Here is a 23,482-nt window from a genome sequence, read left to right as displayed (position 1 = left end):
CCTTAAGCCGCAACCATTAATTCGAACGGCTGGATATCGCCTGACAGGTAAAGCCGTTTGGCTTTGGCGCGGCTCAATTTACCTGAACTTGTCCGGGGAAGAGTGCGCGGCGGAACCAGTTCGACCACGCAGTTCATGCCCGTGATAGAGCGGACTTTGTCACGAATGGTTTCGTGCAATTTCAATCGCTCTTCGGGATCGATGACACGGCAATGGACCAGTACCGCAGGCGCTTCCTCTCCGCCTTCGGTTTCGATGCTGAATGCCGCGATGTCACCATGATTGAAGCCGGGCAATTGCTCGACAGCCCATTCAATATCTTGAGGCCAATGGTTCTTACCATTGATGATGATCATATCCTTGGCCCGTCCGACAATGAACAGATAGCCATCGGCCATGTATCCCATATCGCCCGTATCCAGCCAACCGCCGACCAAGCATTCATCGGTCGCTTCCTGATTGCGGAAGTAGGAATGCATTACCGACGTGCCACGGCACCATACCTTACCAATCTGATGGTCTGATTTGGCCGCGCTGCCTTCACCGCGAATTTCGACCTCCATCCCGGGGATCGGCTTGCCGCAATTGACGATCGCGCGATAGCGGGCAGGGCGCGACAGATCGCCGCGCGTGCCCGACAACCGCTCTTCCTCGACCAATTCAACCCTGATGCCTTCGCGTGGCGGCATAACGGTAACCGCCAGAGTCGCTTCGGCAAGGCCGTAGCTGGGAGTGAAAGCGTTTGCTTTGAAACCCGCGCCAGAAAATGCGTTTACGAAATTCTGCATCACGTCGGGCCGGATCATATCCGCGCCGTTGCCGGCGGTGCGCCAGCGCGACAGATCGAATCGGTCTTCGACGTGGCTCTGGCTTGAAATGCGGCGTGCGCAAATGTCGTAACCGAATGTCGGGGAATAGCTGAGCGTTGTGCCCTTATTACGGCTAATCAGATCGAGCCACGCAAGCGGCCGGCGCGCGAAATGTTCTGTCTTGATATAATCAACTGATACTTGATTGGAGATCAGCGACAGGAAGCAACCGACTAAACCCATATCATGGTACCATGGCAGCCAGCTAACCACACGGTCATTGGTGCCAATATCCATTGAGATTGCGTGACCGGCAAGGTTGTCGAGCAAGGCCCGGTGAGTGACCGCAACGCCGGTCGGGAAACGGGTCGATCCACTGGAATATTGCAGATAGCAAATGTCGTCTGGTTCCGGCGGTTCCAATTCGCAATCGGGTGCGTCGCGCAGGGCGAAACTATCCCAGTCCACGCCCTCACAGCCCTGCCGCGATGCGGCAGCTGCGCCCATTTCGGCGATTTCAGCCGGATAGAGCAAAATTTTAGGATCGGAGCTTTCCAATTGGATGACCAGCTGGTCGATATAGCCTTCCTTACCACCGAATCCGGTTGGCAGCGGGAGCGGGACCGGCCAGGCGCCGGCATAGACAGCGCCGCAGAACAGCGCCGCAAATTCGGCACAGGTTTCTGCGATAATCGCCACACGATCTTCTTTACCAATGCCCGACGCACGCAGCCGCTTGGCTGCTTCCAGCGCGTCACTGCGCATTTCGGTGAAGGTATAGGCCCGCTCCAGAGCGCCGCGCATATCGTGAAAATTCAGGCCCTTGGCGCTGTCAGCGGCATAATCGACCGCATCGGTGAAGGTCGCGAAATTTGATCTGCGCCTTGGCAATGGGCAATCATTCGGCGTTGGTGTTGGCACCTGAGGTGCCATTCCTGCGTCGGTCATAAGGTAAAGTGTACCCGTATATTGCGCGCTGAATATGCGCTTCCATGCATCCCTGTCAGCGTTACATAATGTATAACGCCTGTCTAATCTTTCCCATTTCTCCCGAACTGTGGCACGAATATGACCAATGAGCGATAGGAAATTCCCTAAAGAGCGGATCAAGCGGCCTCCGAAGCCGCTCGATAGCTCGCGATTGCAGGAATTGGCGTTAGCATACGTAGCGAGGTTTTCGACCACTGCGGCCAAGCTGGAGACGTATCTAAAGCGAAAATTGCGCGAGCGGGGCTGGGATGATGAGGGCGAACCCGATCTATCTGCGATCAGCGCCCGTTATGTTGATCTGGGTTATATTGATGATGCACTGTACGCCAAAGCCAAGGCTGGCGGTTTGTTGGGTAGGGGATATGGCCCGCGCCGCGTAACGCAGGCGTTATACGCAGCCGGAGTAAGCGAGGAGATCCGCGATAACCTTGCACCCGGCGACTTGGCAAAACGCGAAGCTGTGCAGACAATGGCGCGTAAACGGCGCTTCGGCCCCTATTTCGTTGGCACGTTGGAGCCTGACCGCCGCGAAAAACAGATTGCTGCTATGCTGCGCGCAGGCCATGGATTTGATAATGTGCGGCTGGTGATAAATGCGCGAAATGTGCAAGCGGTGGATGAGTGGGTTAGCGAGGCCCGCGAAGAAGCAGCCCAGGCATCGTCATTCGATACGGGATTTGAGGATTGATATGGTGAATTTGAACAAATTGATTGCAAGCACGGTGATTTCCTTCGCTGTGTTCGTTGCCTCTTGCTCTCCGCAACTGGCTAGCGATCCGGCCGCAGCAGAATCAACCGCTGGTGTCCATCCGGTTTCCGGTCTTCGGGTAGTGCCTTTGACCGTCGCCAGCGGCGATCAGCGCCATCTTTTCCAGGTCGAGGTTGCGGCAACTGCGCAAGAACAGAGCAAAGGGTTGATGTTCAGGACTGAGCTTGGCCCGAATGAAGGGATGATTTTTCCTCGTAACCCTACAGATATTGCAAGCTTCTGGATGAAGAACACACCGCTTCCACTGGATATAATCTTTGTCGGCATGGACGGAGAGATACTCAATATCGCTGCCAATACCGTGCCGTATTCATTGGACCCCGTATCATCCAAAGGTATGACTGCACTGGTGTTCGAAATCGCAGGCGGCCGGGCAGAGGAGCTGGGCATCAAAGCGGGCGATATTGTGCAATGGCAACGTTAGAGCCCCGGCCATAGGGTTTCAGCTGCGCATTTACGAAGGTTTCAGGCTTGGCCAGCCGCGCCGAATCGGCTAACCGCGCTGCATGAGCTTTCTAGGCAAGATTTTCACGTGGTGGGATGGTGCGACCATCGGCACTCTGCTCAACAGCTGGCGGACTGGCGAAAAGGTCGGGACAGACGCGCAAGGTAACACGTATCACCGTGCCAAAAAGTCCAAGGATGGCCAGCGTGAACGGCGCTGGGTCATCTATAACGGCGCCAATGATTCAAGCCGCGTTCCGGCGGAATGGCACGGCTGGCTGCACGGATCATTTGTTGATGTTCCCGAAAGCCACTTGCCGCCAGCAAAAATCTGGGAGGTGGATTACACCCCCAATGCTACCGGTACTGCGCAGGCATACCGTCCTGCTGGCGCGCTGGAACAGGGCGGCAAGCGCGCTAAGGCGAGCGGCGATTACGAAGCCTGGACGCCGGACTCCTGATCATGCGCCGCTTTGCCGCAGTGATCTGGGCGCCGGTTTTGGCATTGGCGCTGGCCTCGTGCGGCGAAGATGGCCCTCCTGCTCCAAAGCCTGATGAAACCGATATTCCTGATTCGTTGAAGGAAAAGGCAAGATCACCTGCGTCAGCGGCGGATGAAGCCCAGATCGGCACGCCAATGGCGGAGCGCACAGCGACGATCGGCTTGCTGAACAAGCGCAATAATCTGTCGCAGGACTTGGAATTGAAACCGGGGGAATCGCGCCGGATTGGCGATGTAATAATCCGGCTGTCAGCTTGTGAACGCACCGCGCCTTGGGAAATGCCCAAAGAAACTGGTGCATTTGTGCAGGTTCTGGTGCGTGATACCGGCGAAACCGAAAATTGGCGTAAAGTTTTTTCAGGCTGGCTGTTTAAGGAATCGCCATCTCTCAATGTGGTTGAGCACCCGATTTATGATGTCTGGGTGAAAGATTGCGCGATGAGTTTTCCCGGCGACGATGCAGCCCGAGCACCTGCGCCTGATTCAGCTCTTGCGACTCCGGCCGAACCGCTACCCGCAGCAGCTCCGACCAGCGCCGAATAAGCTTCTCCCAAGGTTTTGGCAGCTAGCCCCCGCGCTTGCTGCACCAGTTTGACATAATCGTCTTGGCTCATTTCCACCGCACCCAGCGATGCCAAATGGTCAGTCATGAACTGGCAATCAAGCAGCGTGACTTCCGCCTCCTTCAAGATGGCAACGAGCCATACGAGCGCTACTTTTGACGCATTATCGGCTCGGCTGAACATGCTTTCGCCGCAGAACACGCGGTCAAAGCTGACCCCATAAAGCCCGCCAACCAAGTCATTGCCATCCCAGCATTCGATCGAATGGGCATGTCCTAAATCGTGCAAGGCGGCGTAGCTGGCGGCGATCCTGTGGCTGATCCAGCTTTCGGGATGCCCGGGTCGGGGGGCTGCACACGCCGCGACCACATCGGCAAAGGCTGTGTCACACGTGACACGATAACGGTCTTGCCTGACAATCTTCCTTAGGGTTCGGCCTGGAGCAAATTCTTCCAGCGAAAATACCGCTCGTTCTCTGGGCTCGACCCAGAATATCTCGGGATCGTCGCGGCTATCAGCCATTGGGAAAATTCCACTGCGATAGGCAAGCAGCAGCATGTCTGCCGGAATCAAAGGTGGTACAGGAGCATGCATAAAGGAGCGTTGTAACTGCGCGAGCGAAAACATCCTAGCTTCTATCTTCGCGGAGAAGGGCGAAGGCTGGGCAATTGAGTGGCTTGCCATAGGTCAAGCATCGCTATAGATGCGCGCTTGCCTGCAGGAGCGTAGCTCAGTTGGTAGAGCATCGGTCTCCAAAACCGAGGGCCCACGGTTCGAGTCCGTGCGCTCCTGCCAGGCAATTTTCTCAACAATATCCGGATAACGCTCCGCTGTGTTTGATCTGCTTTTGCGCAGATGCGCGCCGATTTGCGTGCGTAAACGTCACCTACATGAACCCAAGGCATCAAAGATGTTCAGGAACCGCATAGCCAGTCTGTGCATTAGTAGCGGTGAACTGATGCAATAAAGGAGAATAGGTTATGTCGAGTTTGACTTTTCGTTCCAGCACTCCCGATCGCTGGGTCCAACCACGCCCGCACCGCGATGCATCGCAACGCTATATGGCGCACGGTCCGATCTTGCCGATGGATGAGCCTGGATTTTTCGCTCGGCTGTTTGGCGCAAGATAGCGCCACCCGCGTAATAAGAGCCCCCTAAACAGAAAAGGGGCCGGTCATAACGGCCGGCCCCTTTTTATATTCGCATGCGGGATCGAACCGTCAGTATTCTTCGGGTTCTTCCGGCGTATCAGCATGGTGATCAGGGCCGGCTGTCTTGTCGCCCTGAGCCAGTTTAAAGACAACGCCTGACAGCAACGCCAATGCGAGCAAGTTGGGCAATGCCATCGCTGCGTTGGAAATGTCTCCTAGGCGCCAGACCAAGGTCAGATCCTGCGAAGCGCCGATATAAATCACTACGCACCACAGCACGCGCCAGATCATGTGCAGCACTTTCTCTCCGCCGCGGGTCGAGCCCGGTACGCGGTCATATATGAAGGTGATCGCACGTTCGCCATAATAGCTCCACGTCAACAATGTGGTGAACACGAACAGGATCAGCGCAATTGAAGCGACCAACGTACCGATTGGAACGCTGGCAATTTCAAACGGGAATGCCGCTGCAAACGCACCGCTGGTCATGGCGAAACCCTGCAAGTCAGAATTCCACGCATGCGCTACGGCTTCACCGCCGGCGGTGAAATCGCCTTTCACAGTCAACATCACTAGTGCGGTCATGGTGCAGATCACGATTGTATCAATGAAAGTGCCCAGCATTGCCATGCGTCCCTGCTGTTCGGGATCGTTAGTTTGCGCCACGGCATGAGCGATTGGAGTGGAACCCTGACCAGCCTCATTAGAGAACAACCCACGAGCCACACCTGCACGAATTGCGAGCATGATCGCAGCGCCCAAGAAGCCGCCGGTGGCAGCTTGCGTGTTGAATGCTCCGTTGAAGATCAGGCCAAAGGTTGCTGGCAAATCTCCGAAGTTCAGGATCAGCGCAATAACGGCCATCAGCACATAGGCACCAGCCATGAACGGAATGATCTTCTCCGCCACGCCGCCAATGGATTTGATGCCGCCAATGATTACGATGAATACCAGCACCGCGACGATCAATCCGCCGAGCCATTCCTCAATGCCGAACAGTTCATTCAAGCCGTCGGCGACCGCATTGGCTTGGATGGAGTTACCAGTTACTAATGCAGAGAACAACGTGCCCAGGCAAAACAGGATGGCAAGCCAAGTGTATTTCTTGCCCAGACCCATCATGATATAGCTCATCGGCCCGCCGCGATAAACGCCGTCTGATGTCTTCTCGCGGTAACGAATCGCTAGCGAACCTTCGGCAAAAGCCAGTGCCATGCCAACCAATGCGGTCACCCACATCCAGAAAATCGCGCCCGGTCCGCCCAACGTGATCGCAGTTGCAACCCCTGCAAGGTTGCCGGTACCAACTTGGCCGGACAAAGCAGTCGAAAGCGCGGCGAAAGGCGAAATTTCGCCCGCACCATCGCTTTTACGGCTGGAGAAAAGGCCTTTGAAGGCACTGCCAAGCTTCCGGATCGGATAAAACTTCAGGCCAATCATGATCCACATGCCGATACCCAGCAGGATCAACGTCATGGGGGGGATCGGTTGGCCGCCGATGGACAGCCAAGGAAGCGCCTCCCCATTCCATGTGCCACCCCATATAAAGTCGGAAACATTGGTTACCTGATCGATCAAGCTCGATCCGGCAGTGTCGCTAGCGGCCATTGATTGGCTCCCCCTAATCCCTAATATTGCCGCGCACGCTAGAGCCATGCCAGCAGCAATGCCAGTCCAAAAGCACGCGCATTACCTGCCTTCTGGCCAGTGTTTGGGCCTATCTTTGGAGAGGCGCATCTCCGTCTTGCTTTTCAGAGCCCTCCCGCCTAGATAGCTCGCGTCTTCCGACAATTGTTGGTGTTACAGCCCCTCCCGGACTTGAACCGGGGCGGCGTTACCCCCATTCTGGAAGAGATTATTTTTCGGACGTGTGATTCTTTCACACTGTTTTTAACAATGGACAGCGAAAGCTGAGGCAGATGGCAGAAAAAAGCTCCAAGACGTCACCGGCAGAATTTATTCGCCAGGTGCAGACCGAAACCAGCAAAGTGGTTTGGCCGACCCGCCAGGAGACAATCACGACTGCTATCTTTGTTGGCATCATGATGGTTATCCTGTCGCTGTTCTTTTTGCTGGTTGACACTGGCTTCGGCTCGTTGGTCAGTTGGCTGCTGACACTGGCTTGACTTTTGGGGCCCTCGGGCCTGATTTTCGCGCCTTGGCAGGGCCGCATGCTTGCTTCGTAACAATGCAGTTTATCAAGACTGCGGAACATGACTTTCTTACAGGGATCAAAGATGGCTCGTTGGTACATCATCCACGCATATTCGGGTTTCGAAAATAAGGTTCGCGACGCGATTATTTCCGAGGCGGAGCGTCTTGGTTTGTCCGACGGTGTCGAAGAAGTCGAAGTGCCGACGGAAACCATCACAGAAATCAAACGCGGAAAGAAGGTACAGACCGAACGCAAATTTATGCCGGGCTATGTGCTGGCCAAGTTGAGTATGACCGATGATGTCTACCATTTGGTCAAGAACACGCCAAAGGTTACTGGCTTTTTAGGTTCCAACAACAAGCCGCAAGCGATCACCGATAAAGAAGCCGCACGCTATTTCGGCGGTGTCGAGGAAGCCAAGGCGGCTCCGAAAAAAGACATTCACGTCGATTACGAGATCGGCGATTCGGTCAAAGTGCTCGACGGCCCATTCGCCAGCTTCAATGGTGTGGTGGAAGAACTCGATTTCGACAAAGCCAAGGTCAAGGTCTCTGTATCGATCTTCGGCCGCGCCACTCCGGTGGAATTGGAATTCGAACAGGTCGAATTGTCAAAGTAAGCCGTTTTTTCAAGCGCAAACAAGAAAGGGCTCCGGCATTAAACCGGGGCCCTCTTTGTATCTGACCTGCACCTCGCGATGTTCGCAAGCTGCATCGAGATGGTGCGCGTAGATTATTCAGTTTTGCGCTTTTTCTTGGTGCCAGCGCTGCTTCTCAGCTTCTCCAGCTCCGCATCAACCGCGGCGTCGCGGCCCATTGCGGCAATTTCTGCATCTATTGTAGCCGCTGATTTTCCAGTTTGTGGCTGATCGCCGAGCGTATGATCGACACGGCGTTCCAGATTGGCAATCCGGTCCATCTGCCTGTCGGCGGTGCTATCTGCTGGACCCGCTGAGGTTGCAACGCGGCTTGCAGATTCGCTTGCCTCCCTTGCCCTTAGCTGCGAATTGGTTTCGGCCAGCTTCGCTTCAAGCTGTTCCAGCGCGGCCCTTGCAACGGAAATTTCGTCTGCCAGTCGCTTGGTATCGGCTTTGAAATTCTTGGCCTGCAATTTAATATCTTCGCGCGCGAGCAGTGCCGAACGGGCCAGATCTTCGCGGCCATGATCCATCGCAACTTTGGCTTTTTCTGACCAACTGGTGACTTCCTCGGTCAGCCTTTGGGCGGATGCCTCAGCGCGCGTCTTCTGCCGGGTCAGCTTGCTGATCTCCCCATGAAGCGCAATGTCGGCTTCTTCAATTTCCTTGCGAAGCAGCCGCAGCATTTTTGTTGGGTTGGATACCTGTTCGACCATCGTTGCTACGTTGCTCGACACCAAATTTCTGACCTGAACAATAATATGCATAGCTTTTTGACCCTCAAAACCCATATTAAAACATAATACTAACAAGGCCTAAGGTGCAACCAATTAACAAATTCTTGGGGAACGGATTATGTCCTGCCGGCATTAAACCCGTATGGACTCAACTTATTCATGGATTACCCCTCACCCGCACGGCATCCATGTTGGCCCAGCTGACTGCTGGATTGATCCGTCTGAGCCTGTTGGCAAGGCATTAGTAACCCACGGCCATGCGGATCACGCGCGCGGCGGTCACGAAGCGACGATAGCTACGCCAGAGACGCTCGCTATCATGAAGCTGCGCTACAATACCAGCGATGGCGCGACGCCCGTGCAATATAGGGAAACCATTCGACTGCCGGGTGGTGTAGACGCTACATATTACCCGGCCGGACACGTATTGGGTAGCGCGCAGGTCTTGCTGGAGCATGCTGGTGAACGCGTAATCGTTACCGGCGACTACAAACGCAGACTAGATCCAACTTGCCCGCCGTTTGAAGTGGTTCCTTGCGATATTCTCATAACCGAGGCGACATTTGGCCTGCCTGTATTTACCCATCCACCGATCGAGCAGGAAATTGCCAAACTGACCGATGCGCTTGCAGCCTATCCCGATCGCTGCGTGCTGGTGGGGGCATACGCGCTGGGTAAAGCCCAGCGGGTAATCGCGGAGTTACGGGCGGCTGGTTATAACGCACCAATTTACCTCCATGGTGCCATGGAAAAGATGTGCCGACTTTACGAAGAGTGGGGCGTAGCTTTGGGGGAATTGCGGTTGGTCGGTGATGCGCCAAAGGATGAAATGAGGGGGCACATTGTGATATCCCCTCCCTCTGCGCTTAACGACCGGTGGAGCCGGCGACTGCCTGATCCGATCACTGCAATGGCCAGCGGTTGGATGATGATACGCCAGCGGGCGCGGCAACGTAATGTTGAACTGCCCTTGGTGATTTCCGACCATGCAGATTGGAATGAGCTTACTACGACAATCGGCGATGTGAACCCGCGGGAAACTTGGATAACCCATGGCCGCGAAGACGCTTTGCTACGCTGGTGTGAACTCAATCAGCGCAAGGCCCGCGCGCTCGCTATGGTTGGGCGCGAGGATGAGGACGACTAGCCGTTGCAGAAATTTGCCGCCCTCATTGATGCGTTGGTTTATACGCGAAGCCGCAACGAGAAACTGCGTCTGATTGCAGAATATCTGCGTGTAACGCCCGACCCTGACCGAGGGTGGGCGCTCGCTGCATTAACCGACGGACTTGATTTTAAGGCAGTAAAATCCACGGCAATTCGCAACATTATGAAAGATCGCGTCGACCCGGAGTTGTGGGCGTTGAGCCGCGATTTCGTGGGTGACACGGCTGAATGCGCCAGTTTGCTGTGGCCTGATCCCATTGAAGGTACCGGGCCGCCGCCTAGCGTGGCAGAGGCTGTCGCATTTCTCGAAGGTTTGACTCGGGCAACAGTACTGACCGAACTTCCCAAGCTTATGGATCGCCTCGACTCCTCGGGCCGTTACGCTCTGCTCAAACTGGCAACTGGCGCCATGAGGATCGGTATTTCGGCAAGATTGGGCAAGGTCGCATTCGCGCAAGCCTTCGGAGTGATAATCGACGAAGTTGAGGAATATTGGCACGCTTTGGCGCCGCCATACGAACAATTGTTTGCTTGGGCTGCCGACGGCGAGGACCCTCCCGAGATCGGGAATCTGCCGCTGTTCCGCCCATTCATGCTTGCTCATCCGCTAGAGGACACTGTTGTCGATCTGGCGGATTACGCGGCGGAATGGAAATGGGATGGTATCAGGGTCCAGATTGTCCACGCTGGAGGTGATACGCGGGTCTATTCTCGCAGCGGCGATGATATTTCGGCGAGTCTTCCGGAAATGGTAGGCGCATTGGAAATTCCGGCAGTGCTGGATGGTGAATTGCTGGTTCGTGGCTCCACCCAAGGGGGTAATGCGGGCGGCGCGGCAAGCTTCAACGCCCTTCAGCAGAGGCTTGGGCGCAAGACAGTGAGTAAGAAAATGCTTACAGAATCACCAGCCTTCGCAAGACTGTATGATATCTTGAGTTTGGCTGGCGAGGATTTGCGTGCTCTCGCTTGGCAAGATCGCCGACAACATTTGGAACGCTTCATCTCTCGGCTCCCAAGCAGCCATTTTGATATCAGCCAGGTGGTGGAGGCTACGGATTTCAAGCATCTTGCTAAGATCCGTGAGGGAACGCGCGACGACGCAATCGAGGGGCTGATGCTGAAGCGCCGCGACAGCACCTATGTTTCGGGCAGTAAGACCGGGCTTTGGTACAAATGGAAGCGCGATCCGCTGCTGATTGACTGCGTGTTGATGTATGCCCAGCGAGGGTCCGGCAAACGCTCTAGCTTCTTTTCTGACTACACATTCGGTTGCTGGGATGGTGACCCCGACGAAGGGGCCGAATTGCTCCCGGTAGGCAAGGCGTATTCGGGATTTACCGATGATCAGCTTAAGAAAATTGACCGTCATGTGCGCCAGAACAAGATAAACCGCTTCGGCCCTGTCCGCGAAACTCAAAAAGTGCTTGTCTTCGAAGTCGCTTTTGACAGCGTTCACGAAAGTAAGCGTCACAAATCCAAGCTTGCTATGCGTTTTCCGCGCATCCATCGCGTCCGCTGGGATAAGCCTGCTCATGAAGCTGATAGGATTGAATCTCTGAGAGCATTGGTTGCCGATTGATTTCGCGTACCTTGGCCGATACCCGCCCGAATCAATCGGTGACGCTAAACCTTGCATTCTTCCCGTAAAACGCTATCAGCGCCGCTTCCCAACTGGGATATCGCGTGGGAGGTGAGGCGGAGTAAATCTGTCTTACCGTTTGACCACTTAACATGAAGGCGGATCGGTTCGTTCGGGAACGGCCGCCTGACAGTGTGAAAGGAGGCCTCTAATGGCCAAGAAGATTGAAGGCTATATCAAGCTGCAAGTGCCCGCGGGCACTGCCAACCCATCCCCGCCAATCGGCCCGGCACTGGGTCAACGCGGCGTTAATATCATGGAATTCTGTAAGGCATTTAACGCTGCCACGCAGGAACTTGAAAAGAACGCTCCTATCCCGACAGTAATCACTGTCTATGCGGACCGTTCGTTCACATTCGTGACCAAGACACCGCCAGCCAGCTATTACATCAAGAAAGCTGCGAAGCTGAAGTCGGGTTCTTCGGAGCCGGGCAAAGTTGTTGCCGGTTCTGTTACCCGCGCTCAGGTGAAAGAAATTGCCGAAGCAAAAATGGCTGATCTGAACGCAAACGATATCGACCAAGCAATGAAGATCATCGAAGGCTCCGTGCGTTCGATGGGTCTCGAAGTAGCGGAGGGCTGATCTGATGGCTAAGCAAACGAAAGCACAAAAAGTCCGCGCAGAGCTCGACAGCGAAAAGCGGTATGGTTTTGACGAGGCACTGGCTGTTCTGCGTGAACACAGCAGCAAGAAGTTTGACGAGACTGTCGAAGTAGCGATGAACCTTGGGGTTGATCCGCGTCATGCAGATCAGATGGTTCGCGGCATGGTATCGCTTCCTTCGGGCACTGGCAAAGACGTCAAGGTCGCTGTCTTCGCTCGTGGCGAAAACGCCGAAAAGGCTCTGGCCGCTGGTGCTGATAAAGTCGGCGCTGAAGATTTGATGGAAGACATGCAGGCTGGTAATCTCGATTATGGCCGCGTGATCGCAACCCCAGACATGATGGGCGTTGTTGGCCGTTTGGGTAAGGTTCTGGGTCCTAAGGGCCTGATGCCAAACCCCAAGCTGGGCACTGTCACTCCTAACGTGGAACAAGCCGTTAAGGACGCCAAGGGCGGCCAGGTTGAATTTCGCGTTGAGAAAAACGGTATCATTCATACAGGGATCGGTAAGTTGTCGTTCAAGGATGGCGACATCAAGAGCAACTTCACCGCACTGACCCAAGCGATCGTGAAAGCGAAGCCAACGGGTTCGAAAGGCAAATATGTTGGTAAGGTCTCGCTGACCTCGACAATGGGCCCAGGCCTGAAGATTGATCTGGCGGAAATTGAAGGCGCGTAAGCGACCCTTCCAATCCGAAGAAATTATGGGCCGGAGAGGGAAACCTCTCCGGCCCTTTTTGTTTGGTGAATTTGGACCCTAAATCCCGCCGGGGGTGAAATCATATCCGGCTACGCTCAGCCCATCGCACAACGTGTCGGCGCAGCTTTGCAGATCATCTGCGTGTGTGGAGCGGATGACGAAATTTGCACCGACCTTGCCGCCACGGAAGAAGGGATAGCTGCCGATTTGGCAGTTTTCATGGCCTTGTTCGGCTTCACGTAGCAATTCAGCCACTTCGCTTTCTGCAACCCAGCATCCGATTGTCTCCGACAGCAAGGGCTCGCCGCCCTCAAGCGTGCCGGTTAGCGCGTCGAGCATACCGGCGGTGATATGCGGTACGCCCGCCATCAGGAACAGATTGCCAATTTTGATGCCGGGCGCGCCTGATTTTCGGTTGGGGATCAGTTCTGCTCCCTCGGGCACACGAGCCATCCGCAAGCGACCCTCGTTCAAGCCACCTTTGTCTGAGTAATAGCGTTCGAGGATTGCGCGGGCTTCTGGATGGATTATTACCCCGACCCCGAGCGCCGCCGCAATTGCGTCTACAGTTATGTCGTCATGCGTCGGGCCAATGCCGCCTGTGGTGAACAAATAATCATTGCGAGCCCGCAGCGCGTTTACTGCTTCGACAATTCGCTCTTCGACATCAGCGACCACACGCACTTCGTCCAAGCGGATGCCTTGCACTTGCAGCCAGCTGGCGACTTGAGCAATATTTTTGTCATGCGTGCGGCCAGACAGGATTTCGTCGCCGATAATGATAAGGCCGGCGGTGTATATTTTTTTGGTCATGCCGGCGGGTTACGCCATCCGGCGCAATCCGTGAAGCGGCGTTTTGCTAGGTTGCAGGTTCCATCTTTTCACCTTCATGCAACGAATTGGCACCGGCTTTGCGCAGCGACAACAGGCCATCTTCAACCGGGCTGTCGCGCATAATCTTGCGGTCGGAGATATATTCCTGATTAAGCCGCCAAGGATAGGCAACCGCGTTGCGCGGCATAATATGTTTGCCGCGTTGGATGTAACCGGAAGAAAAGTCGAAAATATCGTCCTCTTCCAAGCCATGATCGTCGGGCAGAACCGGCTCTGCTATATCGCAGCCCTTGGCGTCCATCGCCTTCAGCACTCTGCATATGTAATCGGAGTTCACATCAGCGCGCAAAGTCCAGCTTGCATTGAGATAGCCGAACACGACCGCCAAATTAGGCAGGTTCGAGAACATGCAGCCTTTGTAATAAAACCGCTCTGCAAAATCGACTGGCTCGCCATCTTGGCTGACTGCGATTTTGCCAGCAATGGCCAATTTCAAACCAGTTGCTGTGATGATAATGTCGGCCTCTAAATGATCGCCATTGTCGAGCTCGATACCTGTTTCGGTAAATCGTGAAATTTTGGCAGTGACGATGTCAGCCTTGCCTGATTTCATTGCTTCAAACAGATCCGCATCGGGAACCAAACACAGTCGCTGATCCCATGGATCATATGGTGGAGTAAAAGTGGGCTCGTGGAACTTATCCTCGCCGAGCGATTGGACGATGCTCTTCTTTAACGCCTTTTTGACCCGCTCAGGCCGGCTTCGCGCCTGCTTGAACGCAAAGTCTTGCATCTTGATATTTTTCCAGCGGGTGATCTTGTAGGCCAGTTTTTCGGGCAGGATTTTACGCAGAAAGTTTGCAAGCCGGTCCTTGGCAGGGCGCGAGAACATCCATGTCGGTGTGCGTTGCAGCATTGTTACATGCGCGGCCTTGTCGGTCATCGACGGCACGATAGTCACCGCTGTTGCACCCGATCCGATCACCACCACTTTCTTTCCGGCGTAATCGAGATCTTCGGGATAGAATTGCGGGTGGATGACTTGACCCTTGAATGCGCCCGTATCGAAACCGGCATCGTAAGGCTCATCATAATCGTAATAACCTGATGCCAAATAAAGGAAATTGGCGGTCATCAATGTTTGTGATCCGTCTGCCAGTTGAACGGTCACATGCCAGCGCGCCTCATCGCTACGCCAGTCGGTAGAGATGACCTTGTGGCCGGTGCGGATTTTGTCGCGGATGCCGCGTTCATCAACGATGGTGTTCAGATAGTCCATAATTGAAGGCGCGTCGGCGATGCTTTTTTCATGCTTCCATGGCTCGAACACAAATCCAAGTGTGTGCATGTCGCTGTCGGACCGAATACCGGGGTATTTGAACAAATCCCATGTTCCCCCCAGATTGTCGCGCATTTCAAGAATGGTGTAATTCTTGCCCGGACATTGCATTTCCATATGCGCGGCCATACCGATGCCGGAAATACCGGCGCCAACTATCAGCATGTCAAAATCGGGTGCAGTCGCGAGCATCTTCTTCTCTCCTGATGCCACAATGAAGCACAGCTTCGCCGCAATTGCCAGTCAGGTTGCAATTTAATACTGACGAAGCGGATCGGGAACGCTAGGCAGCACGTCATGCTCAAAACCAAATTCAATATCTCGCTCCTCTCTAGCCTGGCGCTTCCGGTTGTATTCTCTTCGCAAGTATACGCCCAGGAGCAGCCAGAAAGTCCGGAAGAGAAAGTCTCAATCGTGGTCACCGGACAAGGCCTTGGCGAAACTCCGGCTGCACCGGCCTATTCATCAACAAGGATAGACCGCGAGCAGATTATCGCGTCATCATCTGGCAGGATTGAAGACGTTTTGTCGTCGGTTGCTGGTTTCCAACAATTCCGCCGGTCCGATAGCCGCAGTTCCAACCCAAGTGCGCAGGGCGTGACGTTGAGAGCGCTCGGTGGGAACGCCACCAGCCGCGCATTGGTTTTGCTCGACGGGGTACCAATGGCCGATCCGTTCTTCGGTTACATTCCGCTCAGCGCGATTGCACCGGAAGGGCTGGACAATATTCGTGTCACTCGCGGCGGCGGGGCCGGGCCATTCGGTGCAGGCGCGCTGGCGGGAACAATCGAACTGGCGAGCGCCGATGCCGATACGCTCGGTGGTTTCAACGGGTCGGTGCTCGTTAACAATCGCGGAGATACCGAAACAAGCGGCAGTATCGCGAAGAATCTGGGTGCAGGCTTCGCAGTGGTCAGCGGCCGCTTGGACCGAGGGCGGGGCTTTTACACCGCACCAACCAACCAGCGTGTGCCTGCAAGCGCAAGGGCAGCGTTCGACAGTTGGTCATTCGGCATTCGCGGCGTTGCGCCGCTTTCGGACGATATCGAAGTGCAGGCGAAGCTGCAGGCTTTTCACGATCAGCGCACCTTGCGTTTTGAAGGTGCGGACAGTTCCAGCGAAGGCGCAGATGCAAGCATCCGGCTTGTCGGGCGTGGGAATTGGCAATTTGATGCCGTCGCCTACCTCCAGTCGCGCAATTTTTCCAATACCGTGATCAGCTCGACCAGATTCGTCCGTGTGCTAGATCAACGCAACACGCCTTCGACCGGGCTTGGAGGAAAACTGGAATTGCGTCCGCCAGTGAGTGATGATCACGTCTTGCGGATCGGTATGGATTATCGCCGGTCCTCGGGCGAATTGCAGGAAGAAGCCTATAGCGCGTTTTCGGGCAATCTGACCCAGCAACGCCGTGCTGGTGGCCGCAACAGCGATTTTGGGATATTTCTCGAAGATGACTGGTCGCTTGGCAAACTGGTTTTGACAGGCGGTATCCGCGCGGACCGGACAGTGATCGAAAACGGGTTCTATCGGGCGATTGACGCGAGCGGCGCATTGATTAGCGAGACGATTGGTGCCGATCGCGCTGACTGGACGTTTTCCTATCGCGCCGGTGCTGCCTATCAAGTCAATGATAAGTTGCGTGTGCGAGCGGCGGCCTATCGTGGATTGCGGTTGCCGACGCTCAATGAGTTATACCGCCCATTTGTAATTTTCCCAGTTGTGACGCAGGCCAATGCGGCTCTTGAAAACGAACAATTGGAAGGGTTCGAAGCGGGGTTCGATGTCAGTCCCGCACGCGGAATCGAGTTTTCACTGACTGCATTCGACAATCGTGTCGAAAATGCGATAGCCAATGTTACATTGACCCCGACATTGCGCCAGCGTCAGAATCTACCCGCTATCGATGCGCGCGGGATTGAAGCGAATTTTTCGGTCCGGCGCGGGCAAATCAGCCTTGATACCAGCCTTGCTTATACCGATGCTGAAGTTGAGGGGCGGGGCGCCTCAATCGCGCTGGACGGCAATCGCCCACCGCAAACTCCTGAATGGGCGATAAGCCATAGCGTCAGTTGGCGCTCGTCCGATGGCTGGGTGCTTTCCGGCATTGTCCGCCATATCGGCGTGCAATTCGAGAGCGACCAGGAAAGCGACACTTTGCCTGCCGCTACCACTCTGGGCGTCTATGCGCAGATCCCGGTATCCAATCGGTTCGCGCTTGTTCTGAGAGGTGAGAACTTGACTGATGAGACCATCGTGACGCGAAATTCGGGCGGTGCGATTGATCTTGGAGTCCCTCGCACGGTGTGGGGCGGCATCAAGGCCAAATTCTAAGTCCTGAATCTAGGACACTAGGGTTCGCTGATCTGCCATTCCCATTGCGATTAACAGGGGCGCTTCGGATTGCATTGCCTTGAATGTTTCCTTTCCATCCATCCCGCGCCAGTCTGCTAAAATAAGTGATTGCGCAACCGCCCCGCCCAGCGTGGTTCCGGGGCCGGTCACAATGAACAAATCGGGCGCGAATTCGCGTGCAGCGACAGCAACGGCGCGGGTGAAGTCGTAAGTTTCCATCACTTGGTAGCCCAGAGTGTAATTTCGAAGGGTTTCGGTATCGGTGGCATGGGGCCACCAGATTGCGCCGCGCCCGTCGATTAGCGGCAAATCCGGTTGGCGGAACAAATCTGCAGAGAGCAGCGCGCGACCCTTCTCCGCTACCGGTGCTTGCATTGGCGTATGAAATGCAGCGTGATTGCCGAGCCGCATCGGGAAGCGTCCGTCAATCGGTTCTGCCGCCTTTTCAAATGCTTTCAAGCCGGCCTCATTTCCGGCTAGCACCAGCATGCCGCCCAAATGGATTGAAGGGAGGAGCGTGCAATTGGCTCGGCTATCAATCTCTGCGGCCATGTCTAATAACGCATCGCGCCTTGCACAATCGGGTGTCCAATCTTCGCCGAAAAATGGATAGACTAACTGGCCGCCGATCAAGGCGTCCTGCATCAGAGTGCCCATCGTGTTGGCGATATTAAAGCCGTCCTCAGACGTGGTCGCGCCCGCGCAAGCAAGCGCGCTATACCAGCCCATCGAATTGCCGGTCACCGCGACAATCTCTATTGCAGCGCGGTCAATTGATTTGAAGTCACCTAACGTCGCGGCGAAGATTAGGCCCGAGGCATTATCTCCTCTTGTATGTTTGGCGAGACTGAAGCGGTCGGCACCATCCAGTTCGGACAGCGTTTCCTGGCCAGCCTCTGTGCGATGTGCATCAAACGCCTCAAGCAATCTCGTGTCTGGGAAATTGCGCCCAAGATAACCGAGTTCGGCTTTGTTGTATGTTCCGCGTCCAGGGCAGATGACGACCGCCGTTTTCTTGGGGGCGTTCATGATTTTTCTCCCACCAGATTGCGGCCGGCCTGAACGATACCGTCAACGGAAGGCATCGTCGTGGCGTAAGCGGGGCCTGTGGGAATGAAGCTGTCTTGCGCCACCAACCGCGCATGGGGAATAGCAGACTTCTCCGTGAACAACGCCATCAGTGCTTCGGCAAGGCCGCCAGTTTTGCGCGTTTCATCAACAATCAGCACATTCATGCACCCCTTCACTGCTTCCAGCAGCGAGGTTTCGGGCAAGGGCGAAAGCCAATTTAGATCGATTACCCGCGCTGCAATCCCCGCCGCCTTAAGCCGTTTTTGCGCTTGCATCGAAAGGTAAGTGCCATTGCCGTAAGTGACTATCGCGAGATCTTGTCCGCCTCCGTGGGTGGTCACTTTGCCAAACGCAATCCGTTCCGATGGATCTGGGTAATGCTTCATCCACAAGCCATCCCCCTGCTCGTGAAGATCACGCATCGGGTATAGCGCAATCGGTTCAAGGAAGATCACCAGCCGCTGTTCCTCACGCGCAAGACGAACCGCCTCGCGGAGCATCCGCGCCGCATCGGCCCCGTTGGAAGGGCAGGCGAGAATTATGCCCGGCACATCGCGGATTGCGGCAAAGCTGTTGTCATTGTGGAAGTGGCCGCCAAATCCCTTTTGATAGCCAAGCCCGGCAATCCGTAGCACCATCGGATTGGTATATTGACCGTTGGAGAAGAACGGCAGCGTGGCTCCTTCGCCCCTGATCTGGTCTTCTGCATTGTGATAATAAGCAAGGAACTGGATTTCAGGGATCGGCAGAAAGCCATTCTGCGCCATGCCCAGGCCCAAACCTAAGATCGATTGTTCATCCAGCAGCGTATCAATGACACGTGCGCGGCCGAAGCGTGCCGCGAGCTTTTGCGTTACCCCGTAAACGCCGCCCTTCTTGCCAATATCCTCGCCCATCATGGCGATCTCGCCATGAGTGAGCATCAAGTCGGTCAGCGTCCAATTGATCAGCCGCGACATGATTTGCGGCTGGTCCATCGCTTTCAAATCACCGCCAAAGGCAGCAGCCCGGCCTTCGGCAGAGGGACCGTTAGACGGCGCGCAATCACGTTTTGGCGGGATGATGCTTGCCATAACATCTGCTGCATTATCGAGCCGGGAACGAGTGCAAGCCTCAGCGGCAATGCGTTCCACCCTGTCACCCGTTTGGTTATAGATTGCCAACGCAGCTGCGCGGTCGAGCGTGCCTGCCGCCTCCAACAAACGCACCGAATGGAGTAGCGGATCATTCGCTTCTTCGGCCTCAACCTCAGTTTTGGACAAATAGGTTGTCGGTACATCCGCGCCGGCATGGCCATAAAGCCGGATCGTACGGATATGGAGGATGGCAGGCTTACGGCGAGCACGGACATAGTCTGCAGCTTCCTGCGCGACACGGAACGTGTCGTACATGTCGGTCCCGTCGCAGTGGAAATATTTGATCCCGGGCCGTGCTTGGAAATTCGCGGCGATCCATCCGGTCGGGGTCTTGGTCGAAATCCCGATGCCATTATCCTCGCACACCCACAGCAACGGCATCGGAATATTCTGATACGCGGTCCAGCCGGAAGTGTTGATGGCGCCCTGTGCAGTGGAGTGATTAGCCGAAGCATCGCCGAAACTGCACATCACAATCGCATCGTCAGGCAATTGCTTATGTTCGGGCGGCTGACGCTTGGCGAGGCCAATCGAGTAAGCAGCGCCGACAGCTTTGGGCAAATGGCTGGCTATGGTCGAGGTTTGCGGCGGAATGGTGAGTGCTTTTGAACCAAGCACCTTATGCCGTCCGCCAGAGATAGGATCATCGACCGAACAGGCAAATGAAAGCAGCATGTCCCATGTGATGGTTTGCCCGGGAACTTGTGCCGCCCGCTGAATTTGAAATGCCGCATCGCGGTAGTGCAAGAATGCCATGTCTGTTGGACGTAAAGCCGCCGCGACAGCTGCCATTCCCTCATGACCGGACGAGCCAATGGTGTAAAAGCCTTGCCCTTTGGATTGCATCGCGCGGCTGGTCCGGTCGAGCGCCCGTGTAAGGCATCCCGACTGGAAAATCGCCACCGCCGTGACGCCGTCCAGTGGCCCTGCTGGCTCAATGCCCTCTGGCAGGTCACCGCTCTCAACACGGCGGAGGAAATTTTCGTGAACGATCTGTGCGCGGTCCATCATGCGCACTTAGGCGCGTTGGTTTGGCAGGCCAAGTCCGAACCTGGCGCGCAGGCAAATGTTGCGCTGGTCAGTTGGCTGACTCGAAAAGGATTCCGATGGCCAGAACGGGGGAAAGCGAGGCTGCCTGGCTTGGGCATTTCCGAGCCTGCCGCTATCCTGCCAATTGTGAAAACAGAAATCATCATTGGCGAAGATAGCACCGGGAAACCGGCTGTTATCGATATGGAAGAATTGCTTGCGACGCGCCTATTGGTGCAAGGGAACAGCGGTTCCGGCAAGTCTCATCTTCTCCGCCGCTTGCTTGAAGAAAGCGCAAAGATGGTGCAGCAGATCGTGGTCGATCCCGAAGGGGATTTCACCTCGCTGGCAGACCTGTTTCCGCATGTGGTGATCGACGGTTCTGCGCATTCTGTGGCGGAGATTGAAGCGCTGGCCAAACGGGTTAGGGAACACCGCGTTTCTGTTGTGCTCGCGCTTGAGGGATTGGATGTAGAGCAACAGATCCGCTGTGCTGCACAATTCCTCGGGGCATTGTTTGATTCGCCGCGAGATTACTGGTTTCCGGCATTGGTAGTGGTTGATGAAGCGCAGATGTTTGCTCCATCAGTTTCGGGCGAAATAAGCGAAGAAACGCGCCGGCTTTCGCTAAACGCGATGACCAATTTGATGTGCCGGGGTCGCAAACGTGGCCTGGCCGGGATTGTCGCAACGCAACGACTGGCCAAGCTCGCCAAAAACGTCGCCGCTGAGGCTTCCAATTTTCTAATGGGGCGGACGTTTCTCGATATTGATATGATCCGCGCCGCCGATCTGCTTGGGATGGAGCGGCGACAGGCGGAGCAAATTCGCGATCTGGAACGCGGCAGTTTTCTGGGGCTCGGGCCAGCGATTACACGAAGACCACTGTCGATCCGGATCGGGTCAACCCGCTCAGGCCCGAAGAGCCGCGCCGGTGGTTTGATGCCCCTGCCGGATGCCGGGCCTGAAGCGATGGAGGCACTGTTGCATGCGGAACTTGAGAAGGATGTTGCAACCGCAGCCGATACTGCTCCGCCATCGCCGCCGGACCAGCTTTCCCGTCATATGGAATCGCTGAATGTTGAGATTGACACTGCACCTTCAACTTCCACATCAGATGCAATGGAGGACGTCAGCGACCAAGCGGAAAGTGTCCTGAATCAAATGGCAGATGATCCCGCTAACGCTTATCTATCGTCCGCCAACCTTTTCCAGTCCTTCCTAACTCGGTGCAGGAAGGTGGGAATGATTGCTCCACGAATGGATATGTCCGAGTTTCGCCGCCGTTTCGCCTTTGCTTTGGCGCGCATCGACAGCTTGGAAGAGGTTGACCAAACACAGGCAAAGAGACTGGCAGCGAGCGTTGAGGATGACATTCTTGCGCCTTATTTGGTCATTCTGCGCAGTGCGTTCGAAGGCGCAGGATCACCCGATGAAGATGAATTGGCTGCGGCTTATGGCACCAGTTCTCCTGGCCGGATAAAGCGATTGCTCGACCATCTGGAATCGTTGGGATTGATTGTCATTCGCGAGGAATATGGCGGCGGACGAACCGTCATGGTGCCTGGCATAGCGGAAGCTGCGACCTAGCTTCGCCTGTTACTGAGTAATCGCGCGCTCGATCCACTGCCTCACATTGGGCAGGCGGCCTTCGATTTCTGGCAGGTCATTAATACACAATAATTTAATCTCGGGGCCTGCAAGATTGGACAGTACTTGCTTGATGGCTTCTGCCGACCAATCTCCGTCATTATTGGCCGGAATGTGCAGATGGTCACTAAGCTCGCTGATGCGGCCCAGGCCATGATTTAGGCAATGATGGGTGTACAGGCTTTGCGGCAGGAATTGCGATGTGCTGCGAAACCGGAAGGCGCAATTGGCGGTGAACGCTTCGAGGTGCTCGGCAAACAGCGTTTCCATAATGGAACGTTGCATCGGGTACACCACATGCGCGCTTTCGAACAGATGGTCGGCAGTGAACCCCGCGAGTCTACCCGATGCAATTTGGTTATATTGGTTGAGCAATGCCGCATCATTGCGGCTCTCCTCACAACCCAGCAGATGCGAGAGATCAGCCCATTTGCCGCGTAGCACAGGACCATCTTGTGTGAAGAAGTCTGAAAATTTGACCGGCGCGGTAAGGAAAACATCATCATTGAAATAGAGAAAATGCTCGGCAAGGCCGGGGATCCGCCACAAAAATGTCTCGATCGATAGCGAATTGAATGTCGGCAGGAACTCTTCATAGCCTGCGAAAATTTGTCTGTGATCGGCGATTGATATCTTGGCTTTGAGACTGGCAGGAAGATCCGGCAGTTCAGGGGTTTGTCCGTCGGTAAGAATCCATATCCGCCGGATATCGGGCGCATGATTGGCGATCGACCGCAGGCAATAGCCAAGTTCGTCACTGCACAGCCAACGGTGCGGATTGATCCCATTGCCGTGCAGGGGCTGTTCCGCTGCACCAAGAAAATGGGCACGCTTTTCCATCATTTCGGGAGTCGATCCATCGACCCAAGTGATGACAATGTCGGCGTTTTCCATAACCTATTGTAACGGGGCGTGAGGTGTATTGGTAGTTAATCTAGCAGTAAACGTTCGCGGTTTTTGGATGAAATCAATGCGATCATTTGTAATGCTCGCGCCGGTCACCAAATTGCCGGACACGTTTACGCCAAGTGCGATAGCTGGAAGGCTTGAGCGATGCCCGCATCAAACCCTTTACCTCACTATCGGACAAGCCAAACTCCCGCTCGATATTGGCGAAGCTGACATGGTCGCTAAGCGCCATTTCTATAATAGCGCTGACGTCTGCGTGAGATAGTTCATTTTTGTTCAACCTTGGTGGGGC

At 55.2% G+C, this 23,482-nt stretch carries 22 protein-coding genes, 1 tRNA gene and 1 pseudogene; 14 read left to right on the top strand and 10 right to left on the bottom strand.

From position 1 onward, the window contains the following. Positions 1 to 2: 2 nt before the first annotated feature. On the bottom strand, positions 3 to 1,757 hold the full coding sequence (locus tag GRI36_RS13540) for a fatty acyl-AMP ligase (protein WP_160598926.1): 1,755 nt from the start codon (positions 1,755 to 1,757) through the stop codon (positions 3 to 5). A gap of 127 nt (positions 1,758 to 1,884) precedes the next feature. Between GRI36_RS13540 and GRI36_RS13535 the strand changes: the two genes are divergently transcribed. From GRI36_RS13535 to GRI36_RS13520, 4 genes and pseudogenes are all read left to right on the top strand, one after another. Beyond that, entirely contained in the window at positions 1,885 to 2,487 is a 603-nt protein-coding gene (locus GRI36_RS13535) for a regulatory protein RecX (protein ID WP_160598925.1), read from the top strand. A 1-nt stretch (position 2,488) separates the two neighbouring features. Continuing rightward, positions 2,489 to 2,992, top strand: a complete 504-nt coding sequence (locus GRI36_RS13530) for a DUF192 domain-containing protein (protein WP_160598924.1) — start codon at positions 2,489 to 2,491, stop codon at positions 2,990 to 2,992. An 82-nt stretch (positions 2,993 to 3,074) separates the two neighbouring features. Beyond that, a complete protein-coding gene (locus GRI36_RS13525) occupies positions 3,075 to 3,473 on the top strand; it encodes an NADH:ubiquinone oxidoreductase subunit NDUFA12 (RefSeq protein WP_160598923.1) in 399 nt (132 codons plus the stop codon). A gap of 2 nt (positions 3,474 to 3,475) precedes the next feature. After that, positions 3,476 to 3,889 (top strand): annotated as a pseudogene (locus tag GRI36_RS13520) (DUF2155 domain-containing protein); the annotation flags it as partial. A gap of 35 nt (positions 3,890 to 3,924) precedes the next feature. Here the strand turns inward: GRI36_RS13520 and aat are convergent. Beyond that, entirely contained in the window at positions 3,925 to 4,671 is a 747-nt protein-coding gene (aat, locus tag GRI36_RS13515; protein ID WP_202392286.1) for a leucyl/phenylalanyl-tRNA--protein transferase, read from the bottom strand. Between the two features lie 125 nt (positions 4,672 to 4,796). On the opposite strand from aat, the gene GRI36_RS13510 reads away from it, so the two are divergent. Further along, positions 4,797 to 4,872, top strand: a tRNA-Trp gene (locus GRI36_RS13510). A 185-nt stretch (positions 4,873 to 5,057) separates the two neighbouring features. Further along, positions 5,058 to 5,207: a hypothetical protein gene (locus GRI36_RS13780; RefSeq protein ID WP_202392182.1), complete on the top strand. Its 150-nt coding sequence runs from the start codon at positions 5,058 to 5,060 to the stop codon at positions 5,205 to 5,207. A gap of 90 nt (positions 5,208 to 5,297) precedes the next feature. Here the strand turns inward: GRI36_RS13780 and GRI36_RS13505 are convergent, their stop codons facing one another. Beyond that, positions 5,298 to 6,836, bottom strand: coding sequence for an alanine/glycine:cation symporter family protein (locus GRI36_RS13505; RefSeq protein ID WP_160598922.1), 1,539 nt, complete (start codon positions 6,834 to 6,836; stop codon positions 5,298 to 5,300). Between the two features lie 311 nt (positions 6,837 to 7,147). Here GRI36_RS13505 and secE point away from each other — a divergent pair, with 311 nt between their 5' ends. Both secE and nusG read left to right on the top strand, forming a co-directional pair. Next, entirely contained in the window at positions 7,148 to 7,354 is a 207-nt protein-coding gene (secE, locus tag GRI36_RS13500) for a preprotein translocase subunit SecE (RefSeq protein WP_160598921.1), read from the top strand. A 111-nt stretch (positions 7,355 to 7,465) separates the two neighbouring features. Next, positions 7,466 to 8,002: a transcription termination/antitermination protein NusG gene (nusG, locus tag GRI36_RS13495; protein ID WP_160598920.1), complete on the top strand. Its 537-nt coding sequence runs from the start codon at positions 7,466 to 7,468 to the stop codon at positions 8,000 to 8,002. A gap of 113 nt (positions 8,003 to 8,115) precedes the next feature. On the opposite strand, the gene GRI36_RS13490 is transcribed toward nusG, so the two are convergent. Then, positions 8,116 to 8,787 (bottom strand): PspA/IM30 family protein, encoded by a 672-nt coding sequence (locus GRI36_RS13490; protein WP_160598919.1) that lies wholly within the window; start codon positions 8,785 to 8,787, stop codon positions 8,116 to 8,118. A 112-nt stretch (positions 8,788 to 8,899) separates the two neighbouring features. On the opposite strand from GRI36_RS13490, the gene GRI36_RS13485 reads away from it, so the two are divergent. The 4 genes from GRI36_RS13485 (at position 8,900) to rplA (ending at position 12,846) form a co-directional block, all read left to right on the top strand. Next, complete coding sequence (locus tag GRI36_RS13485) at positions 8,900 to 9,904, top strand: ligase-associated DNA damage response exonuclease (RefSeq protein ID WP_160598918.1); 1,005 nt, start codon at positions 8,900 to 8,902, stop codon at positions 9,902 to 9,904. 3 nt (positions 9,905 to 9,907) lie between these two features. Further along, positions 9,908 to 11,503 carry a cisplatin damage response ATP-dependent DNA ligase gene (locus tag GRI36_RS13480; protein ID WP_160598917.1) on the top strand — a complete coding sequence of 532 codons (1,596 nt, stop codon included), beginning with the start codon at positions 9,908 to 9,910 and terminating at the stop codon, positions 11,501 to 11,503. A gap of 211 nt (positions 11,504 to 11,714) precedes the next feature. After that, on the top strand, positions 11,715 to 12,146 hold the full coding sequence (gene rplK, locus GRI36_RS13475; protein WP_160598916.1) for a 50S ribosomal protein L11: 432 nt from the start codon (positions 11,715 to 11,717) through the stop codon (positions 12,144 to 12,146). A gap of 4 nt (positions 12,147 to 12,150) precedes the next feature. Continuing rightward, entirely contained in the window at positions 12,151 to 12,846 is a 696-nt protein-coding gene (rplA, locus tag GRI36_RS13470) for a 50S ribosomal protein L1 (protein ID WP_160598915.1), read from the top strand. 78 nt (positions 12,847 to 12,924) lie between these two features. Here rplA and GRI36_RS13465 read toward each other — a convergent pair whose 3' ends face one another. Together GRI36_RS13465 and GRI36_RS13460 are read right to left on the bottom strand one after the other, a co-directional pair. Then, positions 12,925 to 13,680 carry a competence/damage-inducible protein A gene (locus GRI36_RS13465; RefSeq protein WP_160598914.1) on the bottom strand — a complete coding sequence of 252 codons (756 nt, stop codon included), beginning with the start codon at positions 13,678 to 13,680 and terminating at the stop codon, positions 12,925 to 12,927. A 46-nt stretch (positions 13,681 to 13,726) separates the two neighbouring features. Beyond that, a complete protein-coding gene (locus GRI36_RS13460; protein ID WP_160598913.1) occupies positions 13,727 to 15,232 on the bottom strand; it encodes a flavin-containing monooxygenase in 1,506 nt (501 codons plus the stop codon). 105 nt (positions 15,233 to 15,337) lie between these two features. On the opposite strand from GRI36_RS13460, the gene GRI36_RS13455 reads away from it, so the two are divergent. After that, entirely contained in the window at positions 15,338 to 17,374 is a 2,037-nt protein-coding gene (locus GRI36_RS13455; RefSeq protein ID WP_160598912.1) for a TonB-dependent receptor plug domain-containing protein, read from the top strand. Positions 17,375 to 17,383: 9 nt separating this feature from the next. Here the strand turns inward: GRI36_RS13455 and GRI36_RS13450 are convergent, their stop codons facing one another. Further along, on the bottom strand, positions 17,384 to 18,424 hold the full coding sequence (locus tag GRI36_RS13450; protein ID WP_160598911.1) for an ACP S-malonyltransferase: 1,041 nt from the start codon (positions 18,422 to 18,424) through the stop codon (positions 17,384 to 17,386). Continuing rightward, the gene (locus tag GRI36_RS13445) at positions 18,421 to 20,613 is read right to left on the bottom strand and encodes a thiamine pyrophosphate-dependent enzyme (RefSeq protein WP_235902290.1); all 2,193 of its coding nucleotides are present in this window, start codon (positions 20,611 to 20,613) and stop codon (positions 18,421 to 18,423) included. Before GRI36_RS13445 ends, GRI36_RS13450 begins: the two co-directional genes overlap by 4 nt. Positions 20,614 to 20,778: 165 nt before the next feature. On the opposite strand from GRI36_RS13445, the gene GRI36_RS13440 reads away from it, so the two are divergent. Further along, the gene (locus GRI36_RS13440; protein WP_160599258.1) at positions 20,779 to 22,221 is read left to right on the top strand and encodes a helicase HerA domain-containing protein; all 1,443 of its coding nucleotides are present in this window, start codon (positions 20,779 to 20,781) and stop codon (positions 22,219 to 22,221) included. Positions 22,222 to 22,230: 9 nt separating this feature from the next. On the opposite strand, the gene GRI36_RS13435 is transcribed toward GRI36_RS13440, so the two are convergent. Beyond that, positions 22,231 to 23,175, bottom strand: coding sequence for a hypothetical protein (locus tag GRI36_RS13435; protein WP_160598910.1), 945 nt, complete (start codon positions 23,173 to 23,175; stop codon positions 22,231 to 22,233). A gap of 82 nt (positions 23,176 to 23,257) precedes the next feature. Next, positions 23,258 to 23,422, bottom strand: coding sequence for a DUF2805 domain-containing protein (locus tag GRI36_RS13430; RefSeq protein ID WP_160598909.1), 165 nt, complete (start codon positions 23,420 to 23,422; stop codon positions 23,258 to 23,260). Positions 23,423 to 23,482: the final 60 nt, after the last annotated feature.

The organism is Pontixanthobacter gangjinensis (assembly GCF_009827545.1).
GTDB classification, from domain to species: Bacteria; Pseudomonadota; Alphaproteobacteria; order Sphingomonadales; family Sphingomonadaceae; genus Pontixanthobacter; species Pontixanthobacter gangjinensis.
The sequence above is the reverse complement of the archived record's forward strand: the minus strand, read 5'-3'. Positions and strand labels throughout refer to the sequence as shown.

What these genes read in the sequence shown, in the direction of transcription:
- GRI36_RS13540 (WP_160598926.1), bottom strand. Translation starts at nt 1,757, where the DNA reads ATGACCGACGCAGGAATGGCACCTCAGGTGCCAACACCAACGCCGAAT.
- GRI36_RS13535 (WP_160598925.1), top strand. Translation starts at nt 1,885, where the DNA reads ATGAGCGATAGGAAATTCCCTAAAGAGCGGATCAAGCGGCCTCCGAAG.
- GRI36_RS13530 (WP_160598924.1), top strand. Translation starts at nt 2,489, where the DNA reads ATGGTGAATTTGAACAAATTGATTGCAAGCACGGTGATTTCCTTCGCT.
- GRI36_RS13525 (WP_160598923.1), top strand. Translation starts at nt 3,075, where the DNA reads ATGAGCTTTCTAGGCAAGATTTTCACGTGGTGGGATGGTGCGACCATC.
- aat (WP_202392286.1), bottom strand. Translation starts at nt 4,671, where the DNA reads ATGCATGCTCCTGTACCACCTTTGATTCCGGCAGACATGCTGCTGCTT.
- GRI36_RS13780 (WP_202392182.1), top strand. Translation starts at nt 5,058, where the DNA reads ATGTCGAGTTTGACTTTTCGTTCCAGCACTCCCGATCGCTGGGTCCAA.
- GRI36_RS13505 (WP_160598922.1), bottom strand. Translation starts at nt 6,836, where the DNA reads ATGGCCGCTAGCGACACTGCCGGATCGAGCTTGATCGATCAGGTAACC.
- secE (WP_160598921.1), top strand. Translation starts at nt 7,148, where the DNA reads ATGGCAGAAAAAAGCTCCAAGACGTCACCGGCAGAATTTATTCGCCAG.
- nusG (WP_160598920.1), top strand. Translation starts at nt 7,466, where the DNA reads ATGGCTCGTTGGTACATCATCCACGCATATTCGGGTTTCGAAAATAAG.
- GRI36_RS13490 (WP_160598919.1), bottom strand. Translation starts at nt 8,787, where the DNA reads ATGCATATTATTGTTCAGGTCAGAAATTTGGTGTCGAGCAACGTAGCA.
- GRI36_RS13485 (WP_160598918.1), top strand. Translation starts at nt 8,900, where the DNA reads ATGGACTCAACTTATTCATGGATTACCCCTCACCCGCACGGCATCCAT.
- rplK (WP_160598916.1), top strand. Translation starts at nt 11,715, where the DNA reads ATGGCCAAGAAGATTGAAGGCTATATCAAGCTGCAAGTGCCCGCGGGC.
- rplA (WP_160598915.1), top strand. Translation starts at nt 12,151, where the DNA reads ATGGCTAAGCAAACGAAAGCACAAAAAGTCCGCGCAGAGCTCGACAGC.
- GRI36_RS13465 (WP_160598914.1), bottom strand. Translation starts at nt 13,680, where the DNA reads ATGACCAAAAAAATATACACCGCCGGCCTTATCATTATCGGCGACGAA.
- GRI36_RS13460 (WP_160598913.1), bottom strand. Translation starts at nt 15,232, where the DNA reads ATGCTCGCGACTGCACCCGATTTTGACATGCTGATAGTTGGCGCCGGT.
- GRI36_RS13455 (WP_160598912.1), top strand. Translation starts at nt 15,338, where the DNA reads ATGCTCAAAACCAAATTCAATATCTCGCTCCTCTCTAGCCTGGCGCTT.
- GRI36_RS13450 (WP_160598911.1), bottom strand. Translation starts at nt 18,424, where the DNA reads ATGAACGCCCCCAAGAAAACGGCGGTCGTCATCTGCCCTGGACGCGGA.
- GRI36_RS13445 (WP_235902290.1), bottom strand. Translation starts at nt 20,613, where the DNA reads ATGATGGACCGCGCACAGATCGTTCACGAAAATTTCCTCCGCCGTGTT.
- GRI36_RS13435 (WP_160598910.1), bottom strand. Translation starts at nt 23,175, where the DNA reads ATGGAAAACGCCGACATTGTCATCACTTGGGTCGATGGATCGACTCCC.
- GRI36_RS13430 (WP_160598909.1), bottom strand. Translation starts at nt 23,422, where the DNA reads ATGGCGCTTAGCGACCATGTCAGCTTCGCCAATATCGAGCGGGAGTTT.